At 70.7% G+C, this 18509-nt stretch carries 20 protein-coding genes; 15 read left to right on the forward strand and 5 right to left on the reverse strand.

The features are described from left to right. Positions 1-17: 17 nt before the first annotated feature. The 6 genes from OHS71_RS26225 to OHS71_RS26250 all read left to right on the forward strand — a co-directional run bounded on the left by OHS71_RS26225 (position 18) and on the right by OHS71_RS26250 (position 3821). Complete coding sequence (locus OHS71_RS26225; protein ID WP_328481782.1) at positions 18-305, forward strand: hypothetical protein; 288 nt, start codon at positions 18-20, stop codon at positions 303-305. A gap of 168 nt (positions 306-473) precedes the next feature. Beyond that, the gene (locus OHS71_RS26230; RefSeq protein ID WP_328481783.1) at positions 474-971 is read left to right on the forward strand and encodes a DUF5949 family protein; all 498 of its coding nucleotides are present in this window, start codon (positions 474-476) and stop codon (positions 969-971) included. After that, complete coding sequence (locus OHS71_RS26235) at positions 971-1567, forward strand: vitamin K epoxide reductase family protein (RefSeq protein WP_328481784.1); 597 nt, start codon at positions 971-973, stop codon at positions 1565-1567. Before OHS71_RS26230 ends, OHS71_RS26235 begins: the two co-directional genes overlap by 1 nt. 136 nt (positions 1568-1703) lie before the next feature. Next, on the forward strand, positions 1704-2225 hold the full coding sequence (locus OHS71_RS26240) for a hypothetical protein (RefSeq protein WP_328481785.1): 522 nt from the start codon (positions 1704-1706) through the stop codon (positions 2223-2225). Between the two features lie 260 nt (positions 2226-2485). Beyond that, entirely contained in the window at positions 2486-2971 is a 486-nt protein-coding gene (locus OHS71_RS26245) for a tyrosinase family oxidase copper chaperone (RefSeq protein WP_443047053.1), read from the forward strand. Beyond that, positions 2955-3821 (forward strand): tyrosinase family protein, encoded by an 867-nt coding sequence (locus OHS71_RS26250; protein ID WP_328481787.1) that lies wholly within the window; start codon positions 2955-2957, stop codon positions 3819-3821. Before OHS71_RS26245 ends, OHS71_RS26250 begins: the two co-directional genes overlap by 17 nt. A gap of 152 nt (positions 3822-3973) precedes the next feature. Here OHS71_RS26250 and OHS71_RS26255 read toward each other — a convergent pair whose 3' ends face one another. From OHS71_RS26255 to OHS71_RS26270, 4 genes are all read right to left on the reverse strand, one after another. Beyond that, positions 3974-4297 (reverse strand): chaplin, encoded by a 324-nt coding sequence (locus tag OHS71_RS26255; RefSeq protein WP_328481788.1) that lies wholly within the window; start codon positions 4295-4297, stop codon positions 3974-3976. A gap of 140 nt (positions 4298-4437) precedes the next feature. Further along, complete coding sequence (locus tag OHS71_RS26260) at positions 4438-4716, reverse strand: acyl carrier protein (RefSeq protein ID WP_328481789.1); 279 nt, start codon at positions 4714-4716, stop codon at positions 4438-4440. Beyond that, entirely contained in the window at positions 4713-5852 is a 1140-nt protein-coding gene (locus OHS71_RS26265) for an HAD-IIIC family phosphatase (protein ID WP_328481790.1), read from the reverse strand. Before OHS71_RS26265 ends, OHS71_RS26260 begins: the two co-directional genes overlap by 4 nt. Next, entirely contained in the window at positions 5849-7711 is a 1863-nt protein-coding gene (locus OHS71_RS26270; RefSeq protein ID WP_328481791.1) for a GNAT family N-acetyltransferase, read from the reverse strand. Before OHS71_RS26270 ends, OHS71_RS26265 begins: the two co-directional genes overlap by 4 nt. 610 nt (positions 7712-8321) lie before the next feature. On the opposite strand from OHS71_RS26270, the gene OHS71_RS26275 reads away from it, so the two are divergent. Further along, positions 8322-8702, forward strand: coding sequence for an S-adenosylmethionine decarboxylase family protein (locus tag OHS71_RS26275; protein ID WP_256918927.1), 381 nt, complete (start codon positions 8322-8324; stop codon positions 8700-8702). Positions 8703-8784: 82 nt separating this feature from the next. Here the strand turns inward: OHS71_RS26275 and OHS71_RS26280 are convergent, their stop codons facing one another. Then, a complete protein-coding gene (locus OHS71_RS26280) occupies positions 8785-9504 on the reverse strand; it encodes an alpha/beta fold hydrolase (protein ID WP_328481792.1) in 720 nt (239 codons plus the stop codon). Between the two features lie 269 nt (positions 9505-9773). Here OHS71_RS26280 and OHS71_RS26285 point away from each other — a divergent pair, with 269 nt between their 5' ends. From OHS71_RS26285 to OHS71_RS26320, 8 genes are all read left to right on the forward strand, one after another. Next, positions 9774-10604, forward strand: a complete 831-nt coding sequence (locus OHS71_RS26285) for a 4'-phosphopantetheinyl transferase family protein (protein WP_328481793.1) — start codon at positions 9774-9776, stop codon at positions 10602-10604. Between the two features lie 422 nt (positions 10605-11026). Beyond that, complete coding sequence (locus OHS71_RS26290) at positions 11027-12112, forward strand: acyltransferase family protein (protein ID WP_328481794.1); 1086 nt, start codon at positions 11027-11029, stop codon at positions 12110-12112. 1001 nt (positions 12113-13113) lie between these two features. Beyond that, positions 13114-14430, forward strand: coding sequence for an ABC transporter substrate-binding protein (locus tag OHS71_RS26295; RefSeq protein WP_328481795.1), 1317 nt, complete (start codon positions 13114-13116; stop codon positions 14428-14430). Between the two features lie 4 nt (positions 14431-14434). Then, the gene (locus OHS71_RS26300) at positions 14435-15193 is read left to right on the forward strand and encodes an ABC transporter ATP-binding protein (RefSeq protein ID WP_328481796.1); all 759 of its coding nucleotides are present in this window, start codon (positions 14435-14437) and stop codon (positions 15191-15193) included. After that, a complete protein-coding gene (locus tag OHS71_RS26305; protein ID WP_328481797.1) occupies positions 15190-15927 on the forward strand; it encodes an ABC transporter ATP-binding protein in 738 nt (245 codons plus the stop codon). Before OHS71_RS26300 ends, OHS71_RS26305 begins: the two co-directional genes overlap by 4 nt. Then, a complete protein-coding gene (locus tag OHS71_RS26310) occupies positions 15924-16796 on the forward strand; it encodes a branched-chain amino acid ABC transporter permease (RefSeq protein WP_328481798.1) in 873 nt (290 codons plus the stop codon). Before OHS71_RS26305 ends, OHS71_RS26310 begins: the two co-directional genes overlap by 4 nt. Then, complete coding sequence (locus tag OHS71_RS26315; RefSeq protein ID WP_328481799.1) at positions 16793-17839, forward strand: branched-chain amino acid ABC transporter permease; 1047 nt, start codon at positions 16793-16795, stop codon at positions 17837-17839. The genes OHS71_RS26310 and OHS71_RS26315 overlap by 4 nt, the downstream gene beginning before the upstream one ends. 99 nt (positions 17840-17938) lie before the next feature. Next, positions 17939-18397, forward strand: coding sequence for a MarR family winged helix-turn-helix transcriptional regulator (locus OHS71_RS26320; RefSeq protein ID WP_328481800.1), 459 nt, complete (start codon positions 17939-17941; stop codon positions 18395-18397). Positions 18398-18509 lie beyond the last annotated feature (112 nt).

Below are 18509 nucleotides of genomic sequence, written 5' to 3' on the forward strand. Positions count from 1 at the left end.
CCGACGAAAGGAACCCGATGAAGTCCCTGAAGGCTGCCGCTGTCGTTGCCGGATCCATGGTCCTCGCCGGTGCCGCCGCGCCCGCGTTCGCGACCCCCGCCGACCTCACGCCCACCAGCCTCAACGGCGCCGTGGACACCCTCACCGGGGGGCCGATCAGCCTGCGGGACGCGATGCCGATCCAGCACCAGTCGGACGCCCTCGACACCGAGAACAAGGACTCCGTGCTGAGCACCGTCAAGGGTGCGACGGGCGCCCTCAACTCCCACAACCCGCTCCTCGGTGGACTGCCGCTCCAGGGCTGAGCGCGCTTGTCCGCAGGGCCGGTCCCGTCACCGACGGGACCGGCCCTGCGTGTTGTTCGACGCGGGTCGAGCGGCGTGTCCCTCGTTCGTGTGGAGCAACGGACCGGCGTCCCCCGGTCGAGTGAGAACACACCGGATCCCCTCCGGGCGCGCCGATATGGTCGCGCGGTGACCTCAACCCCAAGCGCAACCCGCCCCTTCCGCGTGACCGACCTGGGCACCCTCGTCGTGATGCCATGGAGCGGCGAGGCCCCCGACGGCAGCGACATGCCCTACCTCCTGGCCTACTCCCTCGGTGACACCGCGGAAGGCCCCGAGGGGACGGCCGCCGCCGTCGCGCGCCTGCTCGCCGACAACGGCATGCCCGTCGGCGGGGACGTCGTCGACGGCACCGAACGGCCCAGCCTGCCGTTCACCCTGCTCGTCGAGTCCGGCGCGGCGGTGCTGAACATGCCCGGCCTCAACGCCCAGTGCGTGCCGCCCAAGGAATGGCTCGCGGCCGCCGAGCAGCGCGGCTACGCCTACCTCGTCCTCACCACCCGCGCCTGGCCGGAGGCCACGCCGGGCCGGGCCGTCACGCCCGAGGCGCTGGCCGCGTTCGCGGGCGCTGCCGAGACCCTCACGGCCGCGGCGCACATCGTCCTGCCCGCTCGCCGCCTGCGCTGATGCCCCGACCGCACCCGGCGCCCGCGGGCGCCGGCCGCGGGTACGCCCTGCTGCTCGTCCTGACGGGTGCGGCCGGACTGCTGGCCGCCTGGGTCATCACCCTCGACAAGTTCAAACTGCTGGAGGACCCCGGCTTCACCCCCGGGTGCAGTCTGAACCCCGTCGTCTCCTGCGGCAGCGTCATGACGAGCGACCAGGCTTCGGCGTTCGGGTTCCCGAACCCGATGCTCGGCCTGGTGGCCTACGGGATCGTCGTCTGCGTCGGCGTGAGCCTGCTGGCCGGCGCCGCCTTCCCGCGCTGGTACTGGCTGACCTTCACCGCCGGCTGTCTCTTCGGCGTCGGGTTCGTGTCCTGGCTGCAATTCGAGTCCCTGTACCGGATCAACGCACTGTGCCTGTGGTGCTGTCTGGCGTGGATCGCCACGATCCTCATGTTCTGGTACACCGTCTCGTTCGCCGTGCGTCACGCGTTCCTGCCGGCCCCGGCCGGAGTGCGGGACTTCCTCGCCGAATTCGCCTGGGTGCCGCCGCTGTTGCACATCGGGGTGATCGGCATGCTGATCCTGACCCGATGGTGGGACTTCTGGACGAGCTGATCATCGGCTTGTCGCACTGGTGGGCGTAGCACTATTGCGGCACCCGGGGGAATTGTGAACTGATGCCCATTTCCGGCTCGTTAACCGGTACGGACGCAACGCCCCTCGAACTCCTGCGAAAGGTCCCGTACCCGAGATGAAGTCGACCACCCGAGGAACCCTCGCCGCAGTCATCACGTGCGTGGCGGCCGCCGCCGCTGCGGCCGCCTCCGCGACCCCCGCAGCCGCGATCGGCACGGTCCCCGTCCCCGTACCGCTGGACGGCGTCGAGAAGTCCCTCAACGTGGAACTGCCCACGATCGGCGGCGAGATCCCCCTGCCCACGCCGGGCGCGCCCGAGGGACCACGCTTCGTCGAGGGCCGGCTCCTCCCGGAGCGGACCGTTCCGCAGCTGCCCGTCGCCGCCGGGCTCCCCGGGGTCGGACTGCGCGCCCCCCTGCCCGAGGTCCTCGGGGACGACTTCAACCACCTCGGCCTCGACGCCCCCGCCTCCGACCTGCGCACGATCGGCCCGGGTCTCGCCCTGGACGCCCCGCTCACCGCGCCCGACCCGGACCGCTTCGGCATGCCGGACCTCCAGCTGCCCCAGGCGGGCGTGGTCACCCCGGTGCTCCAGGCGGTGCCCGGCGCGGACCTCGGCCTGGGCACGGGTCTCTAGCCGGCGGGCGTACCGCCACGACCACGGGCCCGGACGCCGTCGTCCGGGCCCGTCGCCGTGCCGGATCCGCACCCCGGCGAACCGCTTGGCCGCCGGACGGTGACCAGGAGGGCCGCCCGGCGTTTACCTCCACGGCAACCCCGCCACGGAAGCCGCGACGCAGCCTGCCGAGGAAGTCGTCACGGAGGCCCTTCGGACCCCGTCGCGGAACCCGCCACCCACAACCGCACCGCATCAGCGCACCGGACGAGGAGCACAACATGGTCGTCAGCGTCGACGGAGTACCCGTGACCGCAGTGCAGGCGGCCGCGGACAGACGAGGACCGACGGGCGGGGTACGGCGACGCGACCTGCTGCGCGGGCTGCTCGGCGCCGCAGCGGCCCTCGCCGTCGTCCCCGTCGTCACCGCCTCCCGGCCCACCCGCCCGGCGGACGCCGACCCCGCCGAATCCTCCTTCGACGAGACCTACCGGGGCCGCCACATCCGCGGCGTCCTCGCCTCGACGGGACACCCGGCAGCGGCGGACGCCCAGTGGTACATCACGGTCGACGGCCGGCCCCTGCACCTCATGCGCCGCGCCGACGGCACCTGGCTGAGCATGGTCGACCACTACCGCTCGTACGCCACCCCACTGGAGGCGGTCCGAGCCGCCGTGGACGAACTCGGCCCGGGAGAGCGGCTGCGGGAGGCGGAACCCACACACCAGCACACGTACATGGGGGGACACCATGGCCTACACCCGTAAGGACGTCAGCACACTCACCGGCGCCGAACGGCGGCGCTTCGTGAATGCGCTGCTGGAGATCAAACGGAGGGGCGAGTACGACGAGTTCGTCCGCATGCACATCGACCACTACGTCTCCGACGGCGAAGGCGGCCGGCGCTCGGCCCACATGGCGCCCTCCTTCCTGCCCTGGCACCGCCGGTTCCTGCTGGACCTCGAGCGGGCCCTGCAACGGGTCGACTCCTCGGTGACGGTGCCGTACTGGGACTGGACGCGTGACCGCACCAAGGCCGCCGCGCCCTGGACCCCGGACCTCCTCGGCGGCAACGGACGGCGCTCCGACCACCAGGTGACGACCGGGCCGTTCGCCTACGCCACCGGCGGCTGGACCATCAGGGAGAACATGACCGACGGGGAGTTCCTCACCCGGGACCTGGGCCGCGCCGCCGCCCCGATCGGGCTGCCGACCACGAGCGACGTGGAGTGGGCGCTCCAGGACCCGGTCTACGACTCCTCGCCCTGGGACTCGACGGCCACCCGGGGCTTCCGCAACAAGCTGGAGGGATGGGGAACCGGCTCGGGCAGCGCCGCCTGGCGCAACCACAACCGCGTGCACCGGTGGGTCGGCGGGGTCATGCTCGGCGGCGCCTCCGTGAACGACCCCGTCTTCTGGTTGCACCACGCCTTCGTCGACCTGCTGTGGACACGCTGGCAGAGGCGGCACCGCGAGCACCGCTACCTGCCGGCGGAACCGCCGGGCCCGGGCGACCGCCAGTACCGCCGGGTCGTCGCCCGGAAGGAGAAGCTGCCCCCGTGGAACGTGACCCCGGACCAGCTGGAGGACGCGTCCGGGATCTACCGGTACGCGTGAGCCGGTCGCGGTGAGCCGGTCGTGAAACAGGGGAGAGCCCCGGCGCTCGAGGTGCCGGGGCTCTCCTGGTGGCCGTACGCGAGGTACGACCGGGGTGTACTTACGACGCGCGTAGGTACGAGGGGTGTACGTACGGGACGTACGGACGCAGCTCAGCCGCCGTAGCCGCCGCCGTGCCCGCTGTGCCCGCTGTGGCCGCCGTCCTCGCCGTGCTTGTCGCCACCCTTGTGGTGGTCGCTGACGTTGGCGCAGGTGTTGCCGAAGGCCGGGTTCAGCAGGCCGATGACGCTGACGGTGTTGCCGCAGACGTTGACCGGGATGTGTACCGGCACCTGGACGACGTTGCCCGACAGGACACCCGGCGAACCCACGGCCGCGCCCTGCGCACCCGCGTCCGCCATGGCCAGGCCGGCTCCGCTGACCACCACGGCGCTGGTGCCGAGGGCAACAGCGGCCACCTTCGCGATGCGAGACATCACGTTCTCCTTAGGGAATCGGTTCGCGCGGCGGCAGGGGTCGCCACCGCACTTCCCGTTCAACGCGGCCGCCCCGGGCGGGTCACGGTGCGCCGGACCGGATCACCCTTTTTGAACAGCATGGACGTACAGCCGGGTGGCTAGTGCGCCTGGAGGTGCGTCGCTACGAAGTCGGTCAGGGTGGCGATGGACTGGAGGCTGTCGAGGCTCAGGTCCAGCGTGGCCACGTCCACGCCGTAGCGCTTGTCGATCGCGCCCAGCAGGGTCACACCGGCCAGCGAGGTGAGGCCGATCTCCGGGCCGAACAGGTCGGTGGCGGCGGGGAGTTCCGCGACCACGGCCTCGTCCAGGCGGGCGGCCCCGGCGATCATCGAACGGATCTCCCGTTCCACCGTGGCCCGCTCTCGGGTGTCCGTCACGCTTCGGCTTCCTCTCGGTCGGATACGTGCAGCCATGCGGGCGGCCCGGGCAGGTCGCCCCGGAGCGCCCGGCCCAGGACCGCCGGATCCGCAGCCGAGGCGGGGGTGGTCCGGGTGGCGGTGGCGCTGTCGTCCGTACGGCGCAGTCCGGCCTGGCGGAGCAGGACGCGCATCTCCAGGTTGGCCTCCGTCGGGCGCAGAGTCACCCGGAACTCCTCGGCTCCGGCCTCGCGGGCCCGTTCCATCAGCCGGAACAGGAAGGCCGCCGCGGCGCCCCGGCCGGCCACCCGGCAGGAGAGCGCGAGCAGGGGGACGGACCACGTGGTGGGCGCCGCCGTGCTGTCGGTGCCGTCGGTGTCCTCCGTGCGGTCGACGAGGGCGGCGCCGATGATGCCGTACGCGCCGAAACGGTCCGTCATACGCGCGGTGTACAGCTCGTACCCGTCCGACGAGGCCAGCTCGCGCAGACGGTCGGGGGTGAGTCCGGAGGAGTTCAGACGGTGGGTGCGGGCGGCGAGTTCCAGCGCGCGCGGGATCTCGTCGGCGGTGGCCGCACCGACCGTGAGACGCATGTCGCACCAGCGCAGAAACTCCTCGCGCGAGCCCTGGAAGCGTTCGCCCTCCGCCCGGCGGGTCTCCTCCGTGCGGTAACGGTGCACCCGTTCGCGGGACTCGGGGGTGACCTCCCGGCCCTCGAAAGCGGCCAGCAGCTCGGGCACGTCCTCGGGCGCGAGGGTGCGCACGCCCGGCAGCAGGGCCTCGACCTCGGCGCGCTCGTAAGGGGAGTCGTCGACCAGGAGGAGGGCGTCCACCGCGATGCCGAGTTCCTCGGCGATCCTGCGCAGCGACTCGCTCTTGTCCTGCCAGGACACCTGCGGGGCCAGGAAGCGCGCCCGGACCTCGGGCACGGCGTCCAGCCGGTCGAGCACCGACGGCGCGCTGCGGCTTGCGATGCTGCTGAGCACTCCGCGGGCCGCCAGCGCGTCGATCGCGGCGAGCGCCGAGGGGCGGGGCGTGGGCAGGGCGTCGGTGGCCGACTCGACGGCGATCTCGTCCCACAGGGTGCCGTCGAGGTCCCAGACGACGCACTTGACGCCGTCGGGCTCGAAGCCGTCCGTGCCGTCCGTGCCGCTCATCGGGCGCTGTCCCCTTCCGGGAGGAACAGCTTCATCGACAGGCTGGTCGGATCGAAGCCGAACTTGCGGTACACCGTGCGCATCGGGACGTTGCCCACGTGCACCCGGCCCACGACCTCCGTGATGCCGTTGGCCAGGCAGAACTCCAGGCCGGCGGTGAGGAGGAGTTCGGCGATGTCGCTGCGGCTGTCCACCGGGGACACCGCCAGCGAGCGGAAGTTGGCGTAACGGTCGCCGGTCATCGCGTTCTGGTTGATGCTCACCCAGCACCAGCCGACGGGTTCCCCGCCCGGAGCGTCGGCGACGATCATGCCCTCCTTCGACTTCTCCATGGCACGGCCGAGGCGGGACGCCCACCGCGCGGGATCGTCGATGGCGTCCTCACCGAAGGAGACACGGGCGATCTCGGCCTCGAAGCGCCCGATGGCCGGGAGATCGCGCTCGTCGGCCCCTCGGGTGACGTAAGGCCGGGCGCGTTCGGCGAGGGCGGCGAGGTCGTCGGCGGTCGGTGGACGCCAGCCGTGGGCGCGTCCTGCGGGAGCGCCCGCCGCCGGGGCCGGGGCGAGGACGGCGGTCGTGGCCGCGGCCCGGCTCCCGGCGGGGGGCGGAGCCTGCCCACCCGGGGCCGGGACTTGCCCACCCGGGGCCGGGGCCTGCTGCTCCGGGGCCTGCTCGGGTGGGGTGGCCGGCTGTGCGACCGGGGGTGCCGGATCCTCCGCCGGGACCAGGCGGCCAGGGCGGAACGGGCCCTTGCCGCAGCTCGGACAGCCGTCCGCCCGCAGAGCGGCGACCGAGGTCCAGCGCGCACCGGGCCCCACGCGGAGCCGGGCGTCGCACGCCACGCACGTGTACTCGCGCTGCCGCGTGCGCTTGTCGCCGGTGTAGAGGGGGCCGCTGAACTCGCCCTCCTGGGAGGGGGCCGTCGAGGTGGTGGTGAGCAGGTGCTGGAAGAAGCCGACACCGCCGAGGATGCCGCTGCCCTCGTACTCGTTGAAGTTGCGGATGTACCCGTTGGTCACCAGACCGAGCCCCATGATCTCCCGCTGCACCTCCAGCATCTCGTCCGGGCTCTTGCCGCCGAAGGAGAAGAAGACGCTGTGCGCGGGGCCGGGCCGCAGGCCCTCCACGGCACGGGAGAGGAAGAGACGGGCCCCTTCCGCGGTGTAAGGCGGGTCGGTCATGGCCACGTCGTGCCGCTCGTGCAGCTCGGCGGGCAGCGGGAGGCGCAGGTCGTGCCGGACGGTCTCCACGCGCGTGCCCAGACCGGCCGACACCTTCTGGATGTAGTCGAGGATGTCCGGGGAGATGTCCACGACGGTCACCCGCTCGACGATCGGACCACCGAGCACGTCACCCACCACGGCGACGGCGAGGGACACCAGGTCGTCATCACCGATCAGCAGCAGCGAACCGCCCGGCAGCGCGCCCGCCGCGAGCAGCGCGAGCACCCGGCGGACCTTGGTCTCGGCCGTACAGTGCGACTGGTCGATCGCCATGTCGGCGGCGGGACCCGACTCCATGAGGGCGCGCAGCCGGCGTACGGCCTCGTCCAGGACGTCGGGGATCACGAGCTCGCGCCCGTCGCAGGTGCCGCAGGTCGCGTCCAGGGAGAGGTCCATGCCGAGCTCGGCGACGAGCTCGAGACCCGCCTCGGTCAGCCGGGACGGGCGCTGCGTCGTGACGAACCCCCGCCGGCGCAGTTCGTTCCCCAGGGCGGCCACGATCGGGACGGGCAGGCCGGTCGCGCGGCTGAGGTCCTTCGTGGAGGCGGGCGCCAGCCGGCGCAGGGCACGCAGGACGGACCGGACTCCGGGCGGGCCCTCCTGGAGCCGGACGGCTTCCGCGACTTCCGTGAGCACGGAATCCGCAGGGGTGCTCCGAGGGTGCCGACGCGCGTTCGTCACAATGCTGCTCCAGGCAAGCTGATTGGTGGATTCCGGGACTATCGAGTATACGGGCTGGTGAGCAGGCACCCGGCCGCGCTCACAGGACGGGGGAACAGGTGGAACGGGAAAGGCGAATGCACGGGAAGGAACGCAGGTTTTCCGCGTGCGACGGAAACGGATTTCTCTTCTGATCTCCGTTGCGCCGACTGTTCCCGAATATGCTTCACCGTGCACTTTCACCGCGGCTGGGACTCACCCTTCCTCCGCACCTCCGGATGTCTCTCCGTCTGCGTCTTCGGCTGTACCGCTGCTTTTCCTTGAATGTGGCTCCGGCTGTTTTTTCGGCGTGCCGTACCGGGTGCTTCTCCGAAAGGGCCGGGATGGGTTTTCGGCCGAATCCTCCGGACCCCCTGCCACCCCCTTGACGCGGTGCACGCGCGAGCCCTGGAGCGCCCCGGATGCTACGCTGGGCACCACCGAGCGCCGCAAACCGGCCTCGCAACCTTCCCCTTTGGCCGCGCGGACCAGCGCAGATCTATGTGAAAGGAGACGGGGGCAGCGGTTCGTCACCCCCGGTTTCCCCATGACCAACTCCGCCAACCTCGCCACCGAGGGTATAAACGTCGACGATCTGTGCTCTTATGCCGTCGATGTGTGGGTGAGCGACCACAGCATCCTGACCGACGAGGAGCGCCTCCTCAAGGTGCTGCGCACGGCCGCCGAAAAGGGAAACGCCACGGTTCTCGGTGAGGCATCCCACGTTTTCCCGAACGGTGCCGTCACCGCGATTCTCCTGCTTTCCGCTTCACACCTGAGCATTCACACCTGGCCCGAATTCAGCCTGGCCAACGTCGACCTGCTCGCCTACGGCCGGCTGAACGGCGAGCGAATGATGCAGAGCGTGGAGCTCGGTCTTTCGCCGACGCGGATCAACGTGACGCGCATGCTGCGCGCGGTTCACTGAGCGTTCACTGAGAGACCCTCACTGAACGGCTCTCACCGAGCGGTTCACCGACCCGATTTCCCGACCTGCCGCACGGAAGGTTTCACAACCACCCCGACAGCGACTCGACGAAAGCGTCGAACCGGTCCCGGTGGATCGCGTGCGGTGCGTCGGGCACCGTACGCACCTCGAAACCGCGTCGCACCAACTCCGCCCGCATCTGCGCGCTGACGAGCATGCTCGGGTCCGAGGTCTGGACGAGAGACGGCACCACGGCCTTCTCGGGCGTGTGGTCGATGTGCCGGTGGGAGGAGAGCGCGAGAGCCGTGTTCTCGTCCCAGCGGTCGAGGGCCTGCTGCTCGGCCTCGGTCCGCGCGTCGGGGAGCTCGGCGGCCGGTTCCCCGTTCCGCTGCCGGCGGGCGAGCGCGGTCAGGGCGCGGGAGGAACGCTTGAACAGGGCGAAGAGGGCCGGGTCCATGGACCCGTGGGCCCCGGCCAGTTGCCAGGCCGGCTCCGAGTAGACGGCGCGGGCCGGTCGCAGTTCCGCCACCGCGAGCGCCAGGGCCAGCGCGCCCAGCGAATGGCCCAGCGCCACTTCCGGGGCATGCGGCACCGTATGGAGGAGATCCTCCGCGAAAAGCCGGGGTTCGTACGGCCCGCGAGCGCTGGCGCCGTGCCCGCGCAGGTCCACAGCGAGGACGCGGTAGCCCCGTCCGGTCAGGACCGGGACCAGCTCGTGCCAGGTGCGGTGGTCGGACATCATGCCGTGGACGAGGACGGCGACGCGCTCGCCCGTTCCCCACTCCTGCGTGTGCAGTCGCATGCGGCTGCTTCCTCGTGTGGTGTGGTGGGAGCAGGAGTCTAAGGCGTGTCTGACAATTCCCGCCGGGCGCGCGGCGTCCGGCACGGCACTCCCCCAGCCTTCGGCCGGGGGTGCCCCCACGTCGCGTTGTCGCATCACCCGAGTACATCCAGTACGCGGGCGATGCTCCGCCTTGCGATGCACCGCACCGGACGCCGCGCGCTGATCCGACGCGAATTGTCAGACACGCCCTAGGACGCGAGCCGATCACCGAACCAGAACGAGGCGCTGTGACAGGACACGCGGTGCAGGTGTGGTGGGCCCGCCTGGGTGACGCCCGCCCGGGCCTGCGGGAACTCCTCGACCCCGTGGAACGTGCCCGCTACGCGTCGACCGCCGACCCGGCCGGCAGGGGACGATTCCTGGTCGGGTGCGCCCTCGGCCGCCTGGTCCTGGGCGAACTGCTCGGCCTGTCCGCGGCGGACGTCCCCCTGCGGCGCGTGTGCCCGCGCTGCGGCGGCCCGCACGGCAAGCCCCGCCTGGACGCACCGCCCGACGGTCCCCCTGGTTCGCACGCTGTCTTCCCTCCGGGTGGCCCTGCGGCCTACGACTTCTCCGTCACCCACAGCGGTGAGCTCATCGGTGTCGCCGTCTGCCGGGGCGCGGCGGTGGGCCTCGACGTGGAGGAGTCCCACGCAGGCATGGACGTGGATTCCGCCGCCCGAGTCGCCCTGTCGGACACCGAACTGGCCGCGCTGCACGCCCGACCGGCAGACCTGCGGCAGCCCGCGTTCCTGCGCACCTGGACGCGTAAGGAGGCGGTCCTGAAAGCGCTCGGCGTGGGCCTGGGAGCGCCGCTGCGCGAGCTGGAGATGTCGGACCCCGACCGGCCGCCGACCGTACTCGCCTGGCCTGACCGACTCACCGCACGGCCCCGCACGGCCATGGCGGACCTGACCGTCGACGGCGTGCACCCCGGGGCGGTCGCGGTCGCGGTGACGGCTGGGGCGCCGGGTACGGGACCGGTGCCGGGGCCGGTGCCGGTCGTGGAGGGGGACGAGGCCGGACTGCGGGTCACGGTGCTCGACGGCTCGGGCGTGCTGGCCGCGTACCACGGGTGACTGCTCCGGTGCCGGTTCTGGCGTCCGACGTCCGACATGGTCGGGAACCGGTCGGATCGTCCTTCCGTGTGATCATCGACGCAAAGCTCTTACAAACCTGGCACACAGTGGGTCGCTGCCGGCGGAGGTGGTGTGTGAGGGTGGGCAGAATGCACTGTCGGCCGACCGCTGTGCGCCGTCGGTGCTCCGTTGGTGCGGCTCGGCGGGCCTGATCGGCCCGTCGGGAACGGTGCACAGAAAAAACACAGGCATCGTCTACAACGTCTCGGGCGGTCGGGGTGTCAAGCACTCGACACAAAGAGCCAGGGAGGGAGCCGCCGTATGCGGTGCATGGTGAGACGTCAGGACCTTGATCACGGATCTTGGGCGACGTGGGAGTCCCCTTGCTCGTGAACGACTCACCGACGTTGACCCTGCCTCGCGTGCGACCGGAGCCGGCACCCACCGTGGTGCGCCGGCGCGGCGGCCGGATAGCCGCACTGGACGGCATGCGCCTGCTGGCGGCGTTGATGGTGGTGGCGTACCACTACATGGCGCTCTACGGCGGCTGGACGACCCGCGGGGAAGCGCATTTTCCCGGCGCGTTCCCCTACACCGCCTATGGCTGGCTGGGCGTGCCGTTATTCTTCCTGATCAGCGGCTTCGTCATCTGTATGAGCTGCTGGGGCAGGTCCCTGGAGTCCTTCTTCGTCTCCCGGGTGGTCCGGCTGTACCCCGCGTACTGGTTCGCCGTCCTGGCCACCACCGTCGTGGTGCTGCTCGTGCCGGGTGGTCAGGATCCGCTGCCCGTCGCCGATGTGCTGACCAACCTGACGATGCTTCAGGAGCCGCTCGGGGTCGGCAAGGTCGACGGGGTGTACTGGACGCTCTACGCCGAACTGCGCTTCTACCTCCTGTTCGCGGCGATGGCCTGGTGGGGCCTGACGTACCGTCGTGTGCTGGCCTTCTGCTGCGTCTGGGCCGCGGCGGGCATGCTGCTGGCGAAGTCCGAGGATTCGGTGCTCTATGCGCTGCTCATGCCGAACTACTGCTGGTACTTCATCGCCGGAATGGCCTTCTTCCTGATGTACCGGTTCCGGCCGAACCTGATGCTCACCGGGGTGGTGTTGCTGTGCTTCGGAGCATCCCTGCCCTTCGCCCACGACACCTGGAGCCGGACCCGCGGCTACTTCCACCAGAGCATCCACTTCTGGCCGGTCGTCGCCGTACTCGCCGTCTGCTTCGGGGCGATGGCCCTGGTGGCGAGCGGCAAACTGAACTGGATCCAGTGGCGCTGGCTCCCGTACGCCGGGGCGGTCACCTATCCGCTCTATCTCATGCACCAGTACATGGGCTGGGAGCTCATCAGAGCCCTGGGGGACCGGCTGTCGCCGTACCAGGTGCTCGGGCTGATGATCAGCGGCATGCTGGTGGCGTCATGGCTGGTACACCGGCTGATCGAACGTCCGGTGAGCCGCCTGCTCCGCCGGAGACTCTCCACGGCACTGTTCCGCCCGGAACCCCGCTGAGTCCTCACCGCGGCGCCCCCGGCACGCCGAACGCTCCCCGGCCCGGAACGCTCCCCGGCCCGGACATCCCGCATTGACGCGCGCCCGACGTGAGTGACAGCCGACCAGTCGACTAGTCGGCCGGCCGGACAGCTCCGGAACCTCCCTCGATCATCGAGGGAGGTTCCGGGCTTGTGAAGCCACCGGACTCCATGCACCGGCCGCATTCGGGGCGGGCCGGGACGTCGCCGGTCATGCGGTGCACCCTGGCGGACCGACTCGACTGCGACGATCCGCTGCTGAACGCCCGATGGGTCGCACGGCACCGCAACGTCACTGCCGACACTCGCGGGCACGCATGTCAGCCGCGCGCTGCCGCTGCCGACGCAAACCAGGTCGAGCCGTAGGTCTTTCGGGTGGGCGGCCGTCCGCACGGCCGCCCACCCGGCTTCGCCATCCTGGAACTCGATCAGGACCCCGCTGTCGACGAGGTGGACCCAGCACTGCCGCGGCAAGGGGCGGCGTGCTGCTCACGGCAGTGAGGCCACGGTCTCGGCTTCACCTGTGGGTGTGGGTGTGGCTGTGGCTGTGGTGAGGGCCTGTGGGCCGGATTGAGGGGCCGGCCGTCGAGGCGTGGGTCGAGCGCGGTCTGCCCTGCTCGCTTGTCAGGGAACCTGAGAATGATTTACGCCTGGCGAGCGGGCCGCGTCAAGGCCGTCGCGCCACCTTCTCTCCCCTTCAGGCGCAGGGTCGATGACACCCGAAGGGCGCGTCGGGTGCGTCTCGGCAACACCCTTGCCATCCGGCGACGCCGTATGCATCATCGTGGGCATCATCAGGGTTCCTGATATCGGGCAGGCCGCCCGGCCCTACCGGGACGCGAAGGAACCTGCCACCCGCTTTCCCCTGCCGACTCCGGCCTCTCCCCGGCGGCTCCAGCCGCCCGTTCCCGCTTCCCCAGCAGCTTCGCCACCCTCAGTTCCGCTCCCTCGACGTGCCCGGAGGCATTCATGAGCGCACCCATGAGCACACCCGCGAACGGCGATTTGTCCCGAAGATCCATTCTCCGGGGGACGGCCGGAGCCGCCGGTCTGTTCACCGCAGGCGGTCTGCTGACCGCCTGCGGCGGCATCAAGGAGTCCTCGGCACAGACCGACGCGGTGCTCCGGATCGGCTATGTCTCACCCAGCACGGGCCCGGCCGCGGGCTTCGGCGAGCCGAACGCGTTCCTGATGAAGAAACTGCGCGCCACCTTCAAGGACGGGCTGCGGATCGGCGGCAAGAAGTACTCCGTCAAGATCATCGACCGCGACAGTCAGTCGAATCCGCAGACCGCCGCGCAGGTCGCGGCCGACCTGATCAACAGCGAAAAGATCGACCTGATGCTCGTCACCTCTACCCCGGAGACGGTCAACCCCGTCGCCGACGCGTGCGAGGCGGCCAAGATCCCGTGCCTGTCGACCGCCGTGCCGTGGGAGGCCTGGTACTTCGGTCGCGGTGCCACCCCCGAGAAGCCGTTCACGTACACGTATCACTTCTTCATAGGCGTCGCGGAGATCCATGCCGCGTACACCTCCCTGTGGACGAAGGGCGGTGTGGAGACCAACCGGCGAGTCGGCGTCATGTGGCCCAACGACCCCGACGGCAAGGCGATCCGGCAGGGGCTCGGGCCAGAGCTGAAGAAGAGCGGGTTCAGGATCGTCGACCCGGGGGCTTACGAGGACGGTACGAACGACTACTCGGCACAGATAGCGGCGTTCAAGAAGGCGGACGCGGAGATCTTCAACACCTTCCCGCTGCCGCCCGACTTCGCCACCTTCTGGAAGCAGGCCCGGCAGCAGGGCTACCGGCCGCGCATCGCGAGCATCGCCAAGACCGGTCTCCTCCCCTCCCAGGTCGAAGCGCTCGGCTCGCTCGGGTACGGCCTCAGCGCCGGCTTCTGGTGGTCACCCAAGTTCCCGTACACCTCCACCCTCACCGGCCAGAGCGCCCAGCAACTGGCCGACGACTACGAGAAGTCGACGGGCAAGCAGTGGAACCAGGTCATCGGGTCCAACATGGCTCTCTTCGAGGTGGCGGCCCACGCGCTGAAGGCGACCACCGACCCCAAGGACCGGGCGGAACTGGCGGCCGCCCTCGGCAAGGCCAAGCTCACCACCGTGGCCGGGCCGCTCGACTTCACGTCCGGGCCGGTGAAGAACGTGTCCACGGAGCCGCTGGTCATGGGGCAGTGGCGCAAGGCCACGGGAGGCGGCAGGTTCGCCGTCGAGCCCGTCATCGTCGACAACGGCGCCTTCCGCGACATCCCGCTCGGAGGCCGACTTGAGCCCCTCCGCTGAGCCCGTGACGGCGGGGACAGGGCACACCGCCGGGGCGGCCACCCCGGCGGTGCTCGCGGCGAACGGCATACACCGCCGATTCGGCAGCCTGGTCGTCCTCGAAGGCATCGACCTCACCCTCGCCCCCGGCGAGGCCCTGGGCATCGTCGGCCCGAACGGCGCCGGAAAGACGACCCTGCTCGACATCCTCTCCGGGGCCCAGCCCCCCTCCGAAGGCAGTGTCACCTTCCAGGGTCAGGACGTGACCCGCTGGAAGGTCGACCGCCGCTGCCGCAGCGGAATCGGGCGCTCCCACCAGGTGCCGCGCCCCTTCACCGGCATGACGGCCTACGAGAACGTGCTGGTCGCGTCGGTGCAGGGCGGCTCGCACCGGCGTGGGGCCGCACAGCAGCACGCGCTCGGCGTGCTCGAACGCTGCGGCATGCTCGGCCAGGCCAACCGGCCAGCGGCCGCGCTCACCCTGCTGGAACGCAAGCGGCTGGAGATGGCGCGGGCGCTGGCGACCGATCCGCAGGTGCTGCTGCTGGACGAGATCGCCGGCGGTCTCACCGACGCCGAGACGGACGAACTGATCGCCACCATCCGGCAGTTGAGCGCCGACGGCATCGCCATCGTCTGGATCGAGCACGTCATCCACGCCCTTCTGCGGGTGATCGACCGGCTGGTCTGTCTCGCGCAGGGCCGGGTCCTGGCCGAGGGCGAACCGGACGCCGTCATGTCCGATCCCCGGGTCGTCGAGGCCTACCTCGGGAGCGCGGCATGAGTCTGCTGTCGGTCGAGAACCTCGAAGTACGGCACGGTCTGCTGCGCGCCGTCCGCGAAGTCTCCTTCGCCGTGGACGAGGGCGAGGTCGTGGCGGTGGTCGGGGCCAACGGTGCCGGAAAGTCCACCCTGATGCGTGCCGTCGCCGGAGCACACCAGCCGGCCGAGGGGCGTATCGGCCTGGACGGTGTGGACATGACGGCCCGGCGGGCCCACGACCGTGTCGCGGCCGGGATAGCGCTGGTTCCGGAGGGCAGGCGGCTCTTCGCCGACCTCACCGTGGAGGAGAACCTGCTGGTCGCATCCCGAGTACGCCGCCCCGGACCGTGGGACCTGGCAGCCGTCGTCGCCGCCTTCCCGCTGCTCGACGGGCTGCTGAAGCGCCGCGCCGGCAACCTCTCGGGCGGCGAGCAGCAGGCCGCAGCCATCGGCAGGGCGCTGATGACCAACCCCCGGCTGCTGCTGCTCGACGAGGTCTCACTGGGCCTCGCGCCCATCGTGGTCGACACCCTCTACGACTCGCTCGGCACGATCCTCTCCGGCGGTACGACGGTGCTGCTGGTGGAGCAGGACCTCGGCCGCGCCCTGGGGGTGGCCCGGCGCGTGCTGTGCATGCTCGAAGGCCGCGTCGTCCTGGACGAACCTGCCGACGAGGTCACCCGCGAACAGGTCGTCGAGGCGTACTTCGGGCTGAGCCGCGCCACGGCCGCAACCGTGCAGGAGGAGCCGGCATGAACTGGATCAACGCCCTCGTGCAGGGCGTCATGCTCGGCGGTGTCTACGCGCTCTTCGCCTGCGGTCTTTCCCTGATGTTCGGCGTCATGCGGACCGTCAACCTGAGCCACGGCGACCTCGCGGTCCTCGGCGCGTTCCTCGTCGCCGTGCTGGCCGCCGCCGTCGGCATCAGCCCGTTCTTCGCGCTACTGCTGGTCCTGCCCGTGATGGGCCTGGTCGGAGTGGCGTTGCAGCGGGGCATCCTCAGCAGGGCGCTGCGCACCGGCGAGATGTCGTCGATGCTGGCCACCTTCGGTCTCGCCATCGTGCTCCAGAACGTACTGCTGGAGATCTTCAGCGCCGACAGCCGCTCCCTGGACGTCGGTTCGCTGTCCACGGCCGGCCTCCAGCTCGGGTCGTCGGTGAGCATCCCGTATCTCGGCGTGCTGACCGTGACGGTGGCGGTCACACTCCTCGGCGGGCTGCAACTGCTGCTGGCGCGGACGGGAATCGGCCGGGCGATCCGCGCCACCGCCGCCGACGCGGACACCGCCGAACTGGTCGGGATCGACAGCCGCCGGGTGTACGCCTGGGCTGCCGCCATCGCCGTCGCCACCGCCGGTCTGGCGGGAGCGTTCTTCGCGATGCGGTCGTCCTTCAGCCCGTCCATGGGGCCGACCCAGCTGCTGTTCGCCTTCGAGGTCGTCGTGATCGGAGGGCTCGGTTCGCTGTGGGGGACTCTCGTCGGGGGCATGGTCCTCGGCGTCGCCCAGACGGTCGGCGCGCAGGCGGATCCGCGCTTCTCCATCGTCGCCGGACACGCGGTGTTCCTCGCTGTCCTGGCCCTCCGCCCGCAGGGACTGCTCGGCATGAGAAGGAGCCGCACATGACCACCGCATCACCGGCGACCACCGCATCCTCGACGACCCCCGCACCCGCCACCATCCACCGGTGGACGCCCGTCTCCCGTACGGCGTCCGGTGCACTGGCCGCCCTGCTGCTCGCCCTGGCGTTCGCCCCCTTCGTCTTCACGCCCGAGGCGACCGCGAAGCTGACGACCCTGTTCGTCCTCGTCATCGTCGCGGCCATGTGGAACGCGCTGGCGGGCTACGCAGGTCTGGTCTCCGTCGGCCAGCAGGGCTTCATCGGCCTCGGCGCGTACGGAGTCTTCCTCTTCGTCGACCGAGGCGTCAGCCCGTTTCTCGCGGTCGTCCTGGCAGCCCTGCTCGCGGGAGCGGTCGCCGTACCCACCTCGCTGCTCGCGTTCCGGCTCACGGGTGGGCAGTTCGCCATCGGCATGTGGGCGATCGCGGAGTTCTTCCGGCTGGTCGTGGTGAACACCCCCTCGCTGGGAGGCGGTTCAGGCCGCTCGCTCACCGATCTGTCGGCCACCGATCCGGCGGTGCGGCAGGCCCAGGTGTACTGGCTCGCCCTGGCGCTGATGAGTGTGCTGCTGCTGGCCGTGTTCGTGCTGCTGCGCAGCAGGCTGGGGCCTTCGCTGGAGGCGATCCGCGACGATCCGGTGGGCGCGGCGTCCGTCGGGGTACGGGTCACCTCGGCCAAACGACTGGTCTTCGTCCTTGCGGCGGCGGGCGGCGCCGCCGCCGGTGGGCTCACACTCGCGAGCACCCTGCGGGTGCAGCCGGACTCCATCTTCGGGGTCCAGTGGTCCGCGTACATGATCTTCATGGTGGTCATCGGCGGCCTCGGCACCTTCGAGGGACCGATCATCGGAGCGATCGTGTTCTTCCTGGTGCAGGACTGGTTCGGGGCCGACGGAGGCACCTGGTACCTGATCGGGCTCGGCGCCCTCGCCATCGGGATGACGCTGTGGATGCCCCATGGGCTGTGGGGTACTGTGGCTCGCCGACGTGACCTGGAACTACTACCTGTCGGCTATCGAGTGAAGACACCGGTCGTCCCACCTCGGTGAGGGTCTCGCCCGACCTCCCCGACGACCGACCAAGAGGTGCGAACGATGGCGGAGGAAGCCGATCGGGATCCGGATCCGAATGCGGGTCCGGCCCCTGACGTGGATCCCGATCCGGACCCCCAGGGCCCCAAGGGCCCGCTGACGATCTATCTCGTCAAGCAACTCGAACTGGCCATCCGCTCCTTCATGGACGAGGCCCTGCGGCCGTTCGGGCTCACGACGTTCCAGTACACGGCCCTCACCGTGCTTCAGCACCGGGGCGAGCTCTCCTCCGCCCAGTTGGCCCGCCGCTCCTTCGTCAGACCCCAGACGATGCACGAGATCGTGCGCGCGATGGAGGAGCGCGGGCTGATCGAGCGCGCCCATGCCCCGGGGAACCGGCGGATCATGGAGGCCCGGCTGACGCGGGAGGGGGAGGAACTGCTGGCGGCGTGCGCACCGGCGGTGCAGAAACTGGAGGACCGGTTGCTGCTCGACATACCGGAGAACCGGCGGTCCGCGTTCCGCCAGGGCCTGGAGGACGGGCTCGCCTCCTTGACCGGGCGGCACCCCGGCTGACGGCCCGCATCGGCGGGCCGCCCCCCGGCAGGACTCGAACCTGCGGCCAAGCGCTTGGAAGGCGCTTGGTGAGATCACCGGTGCATGCCCTCTGACCTCGCGTTCTTCGGAT

Origin of the sequence: Streptomyces sp. NBC_00377 (assembly GCF_036075115.1) — a bacterium.
Taxonomy (GTDB): domain Bacteria; phylum Actinomycetota; class Actinomycetes; order Streptomycetales; family Streptomycetaceae; genus Streptomyces.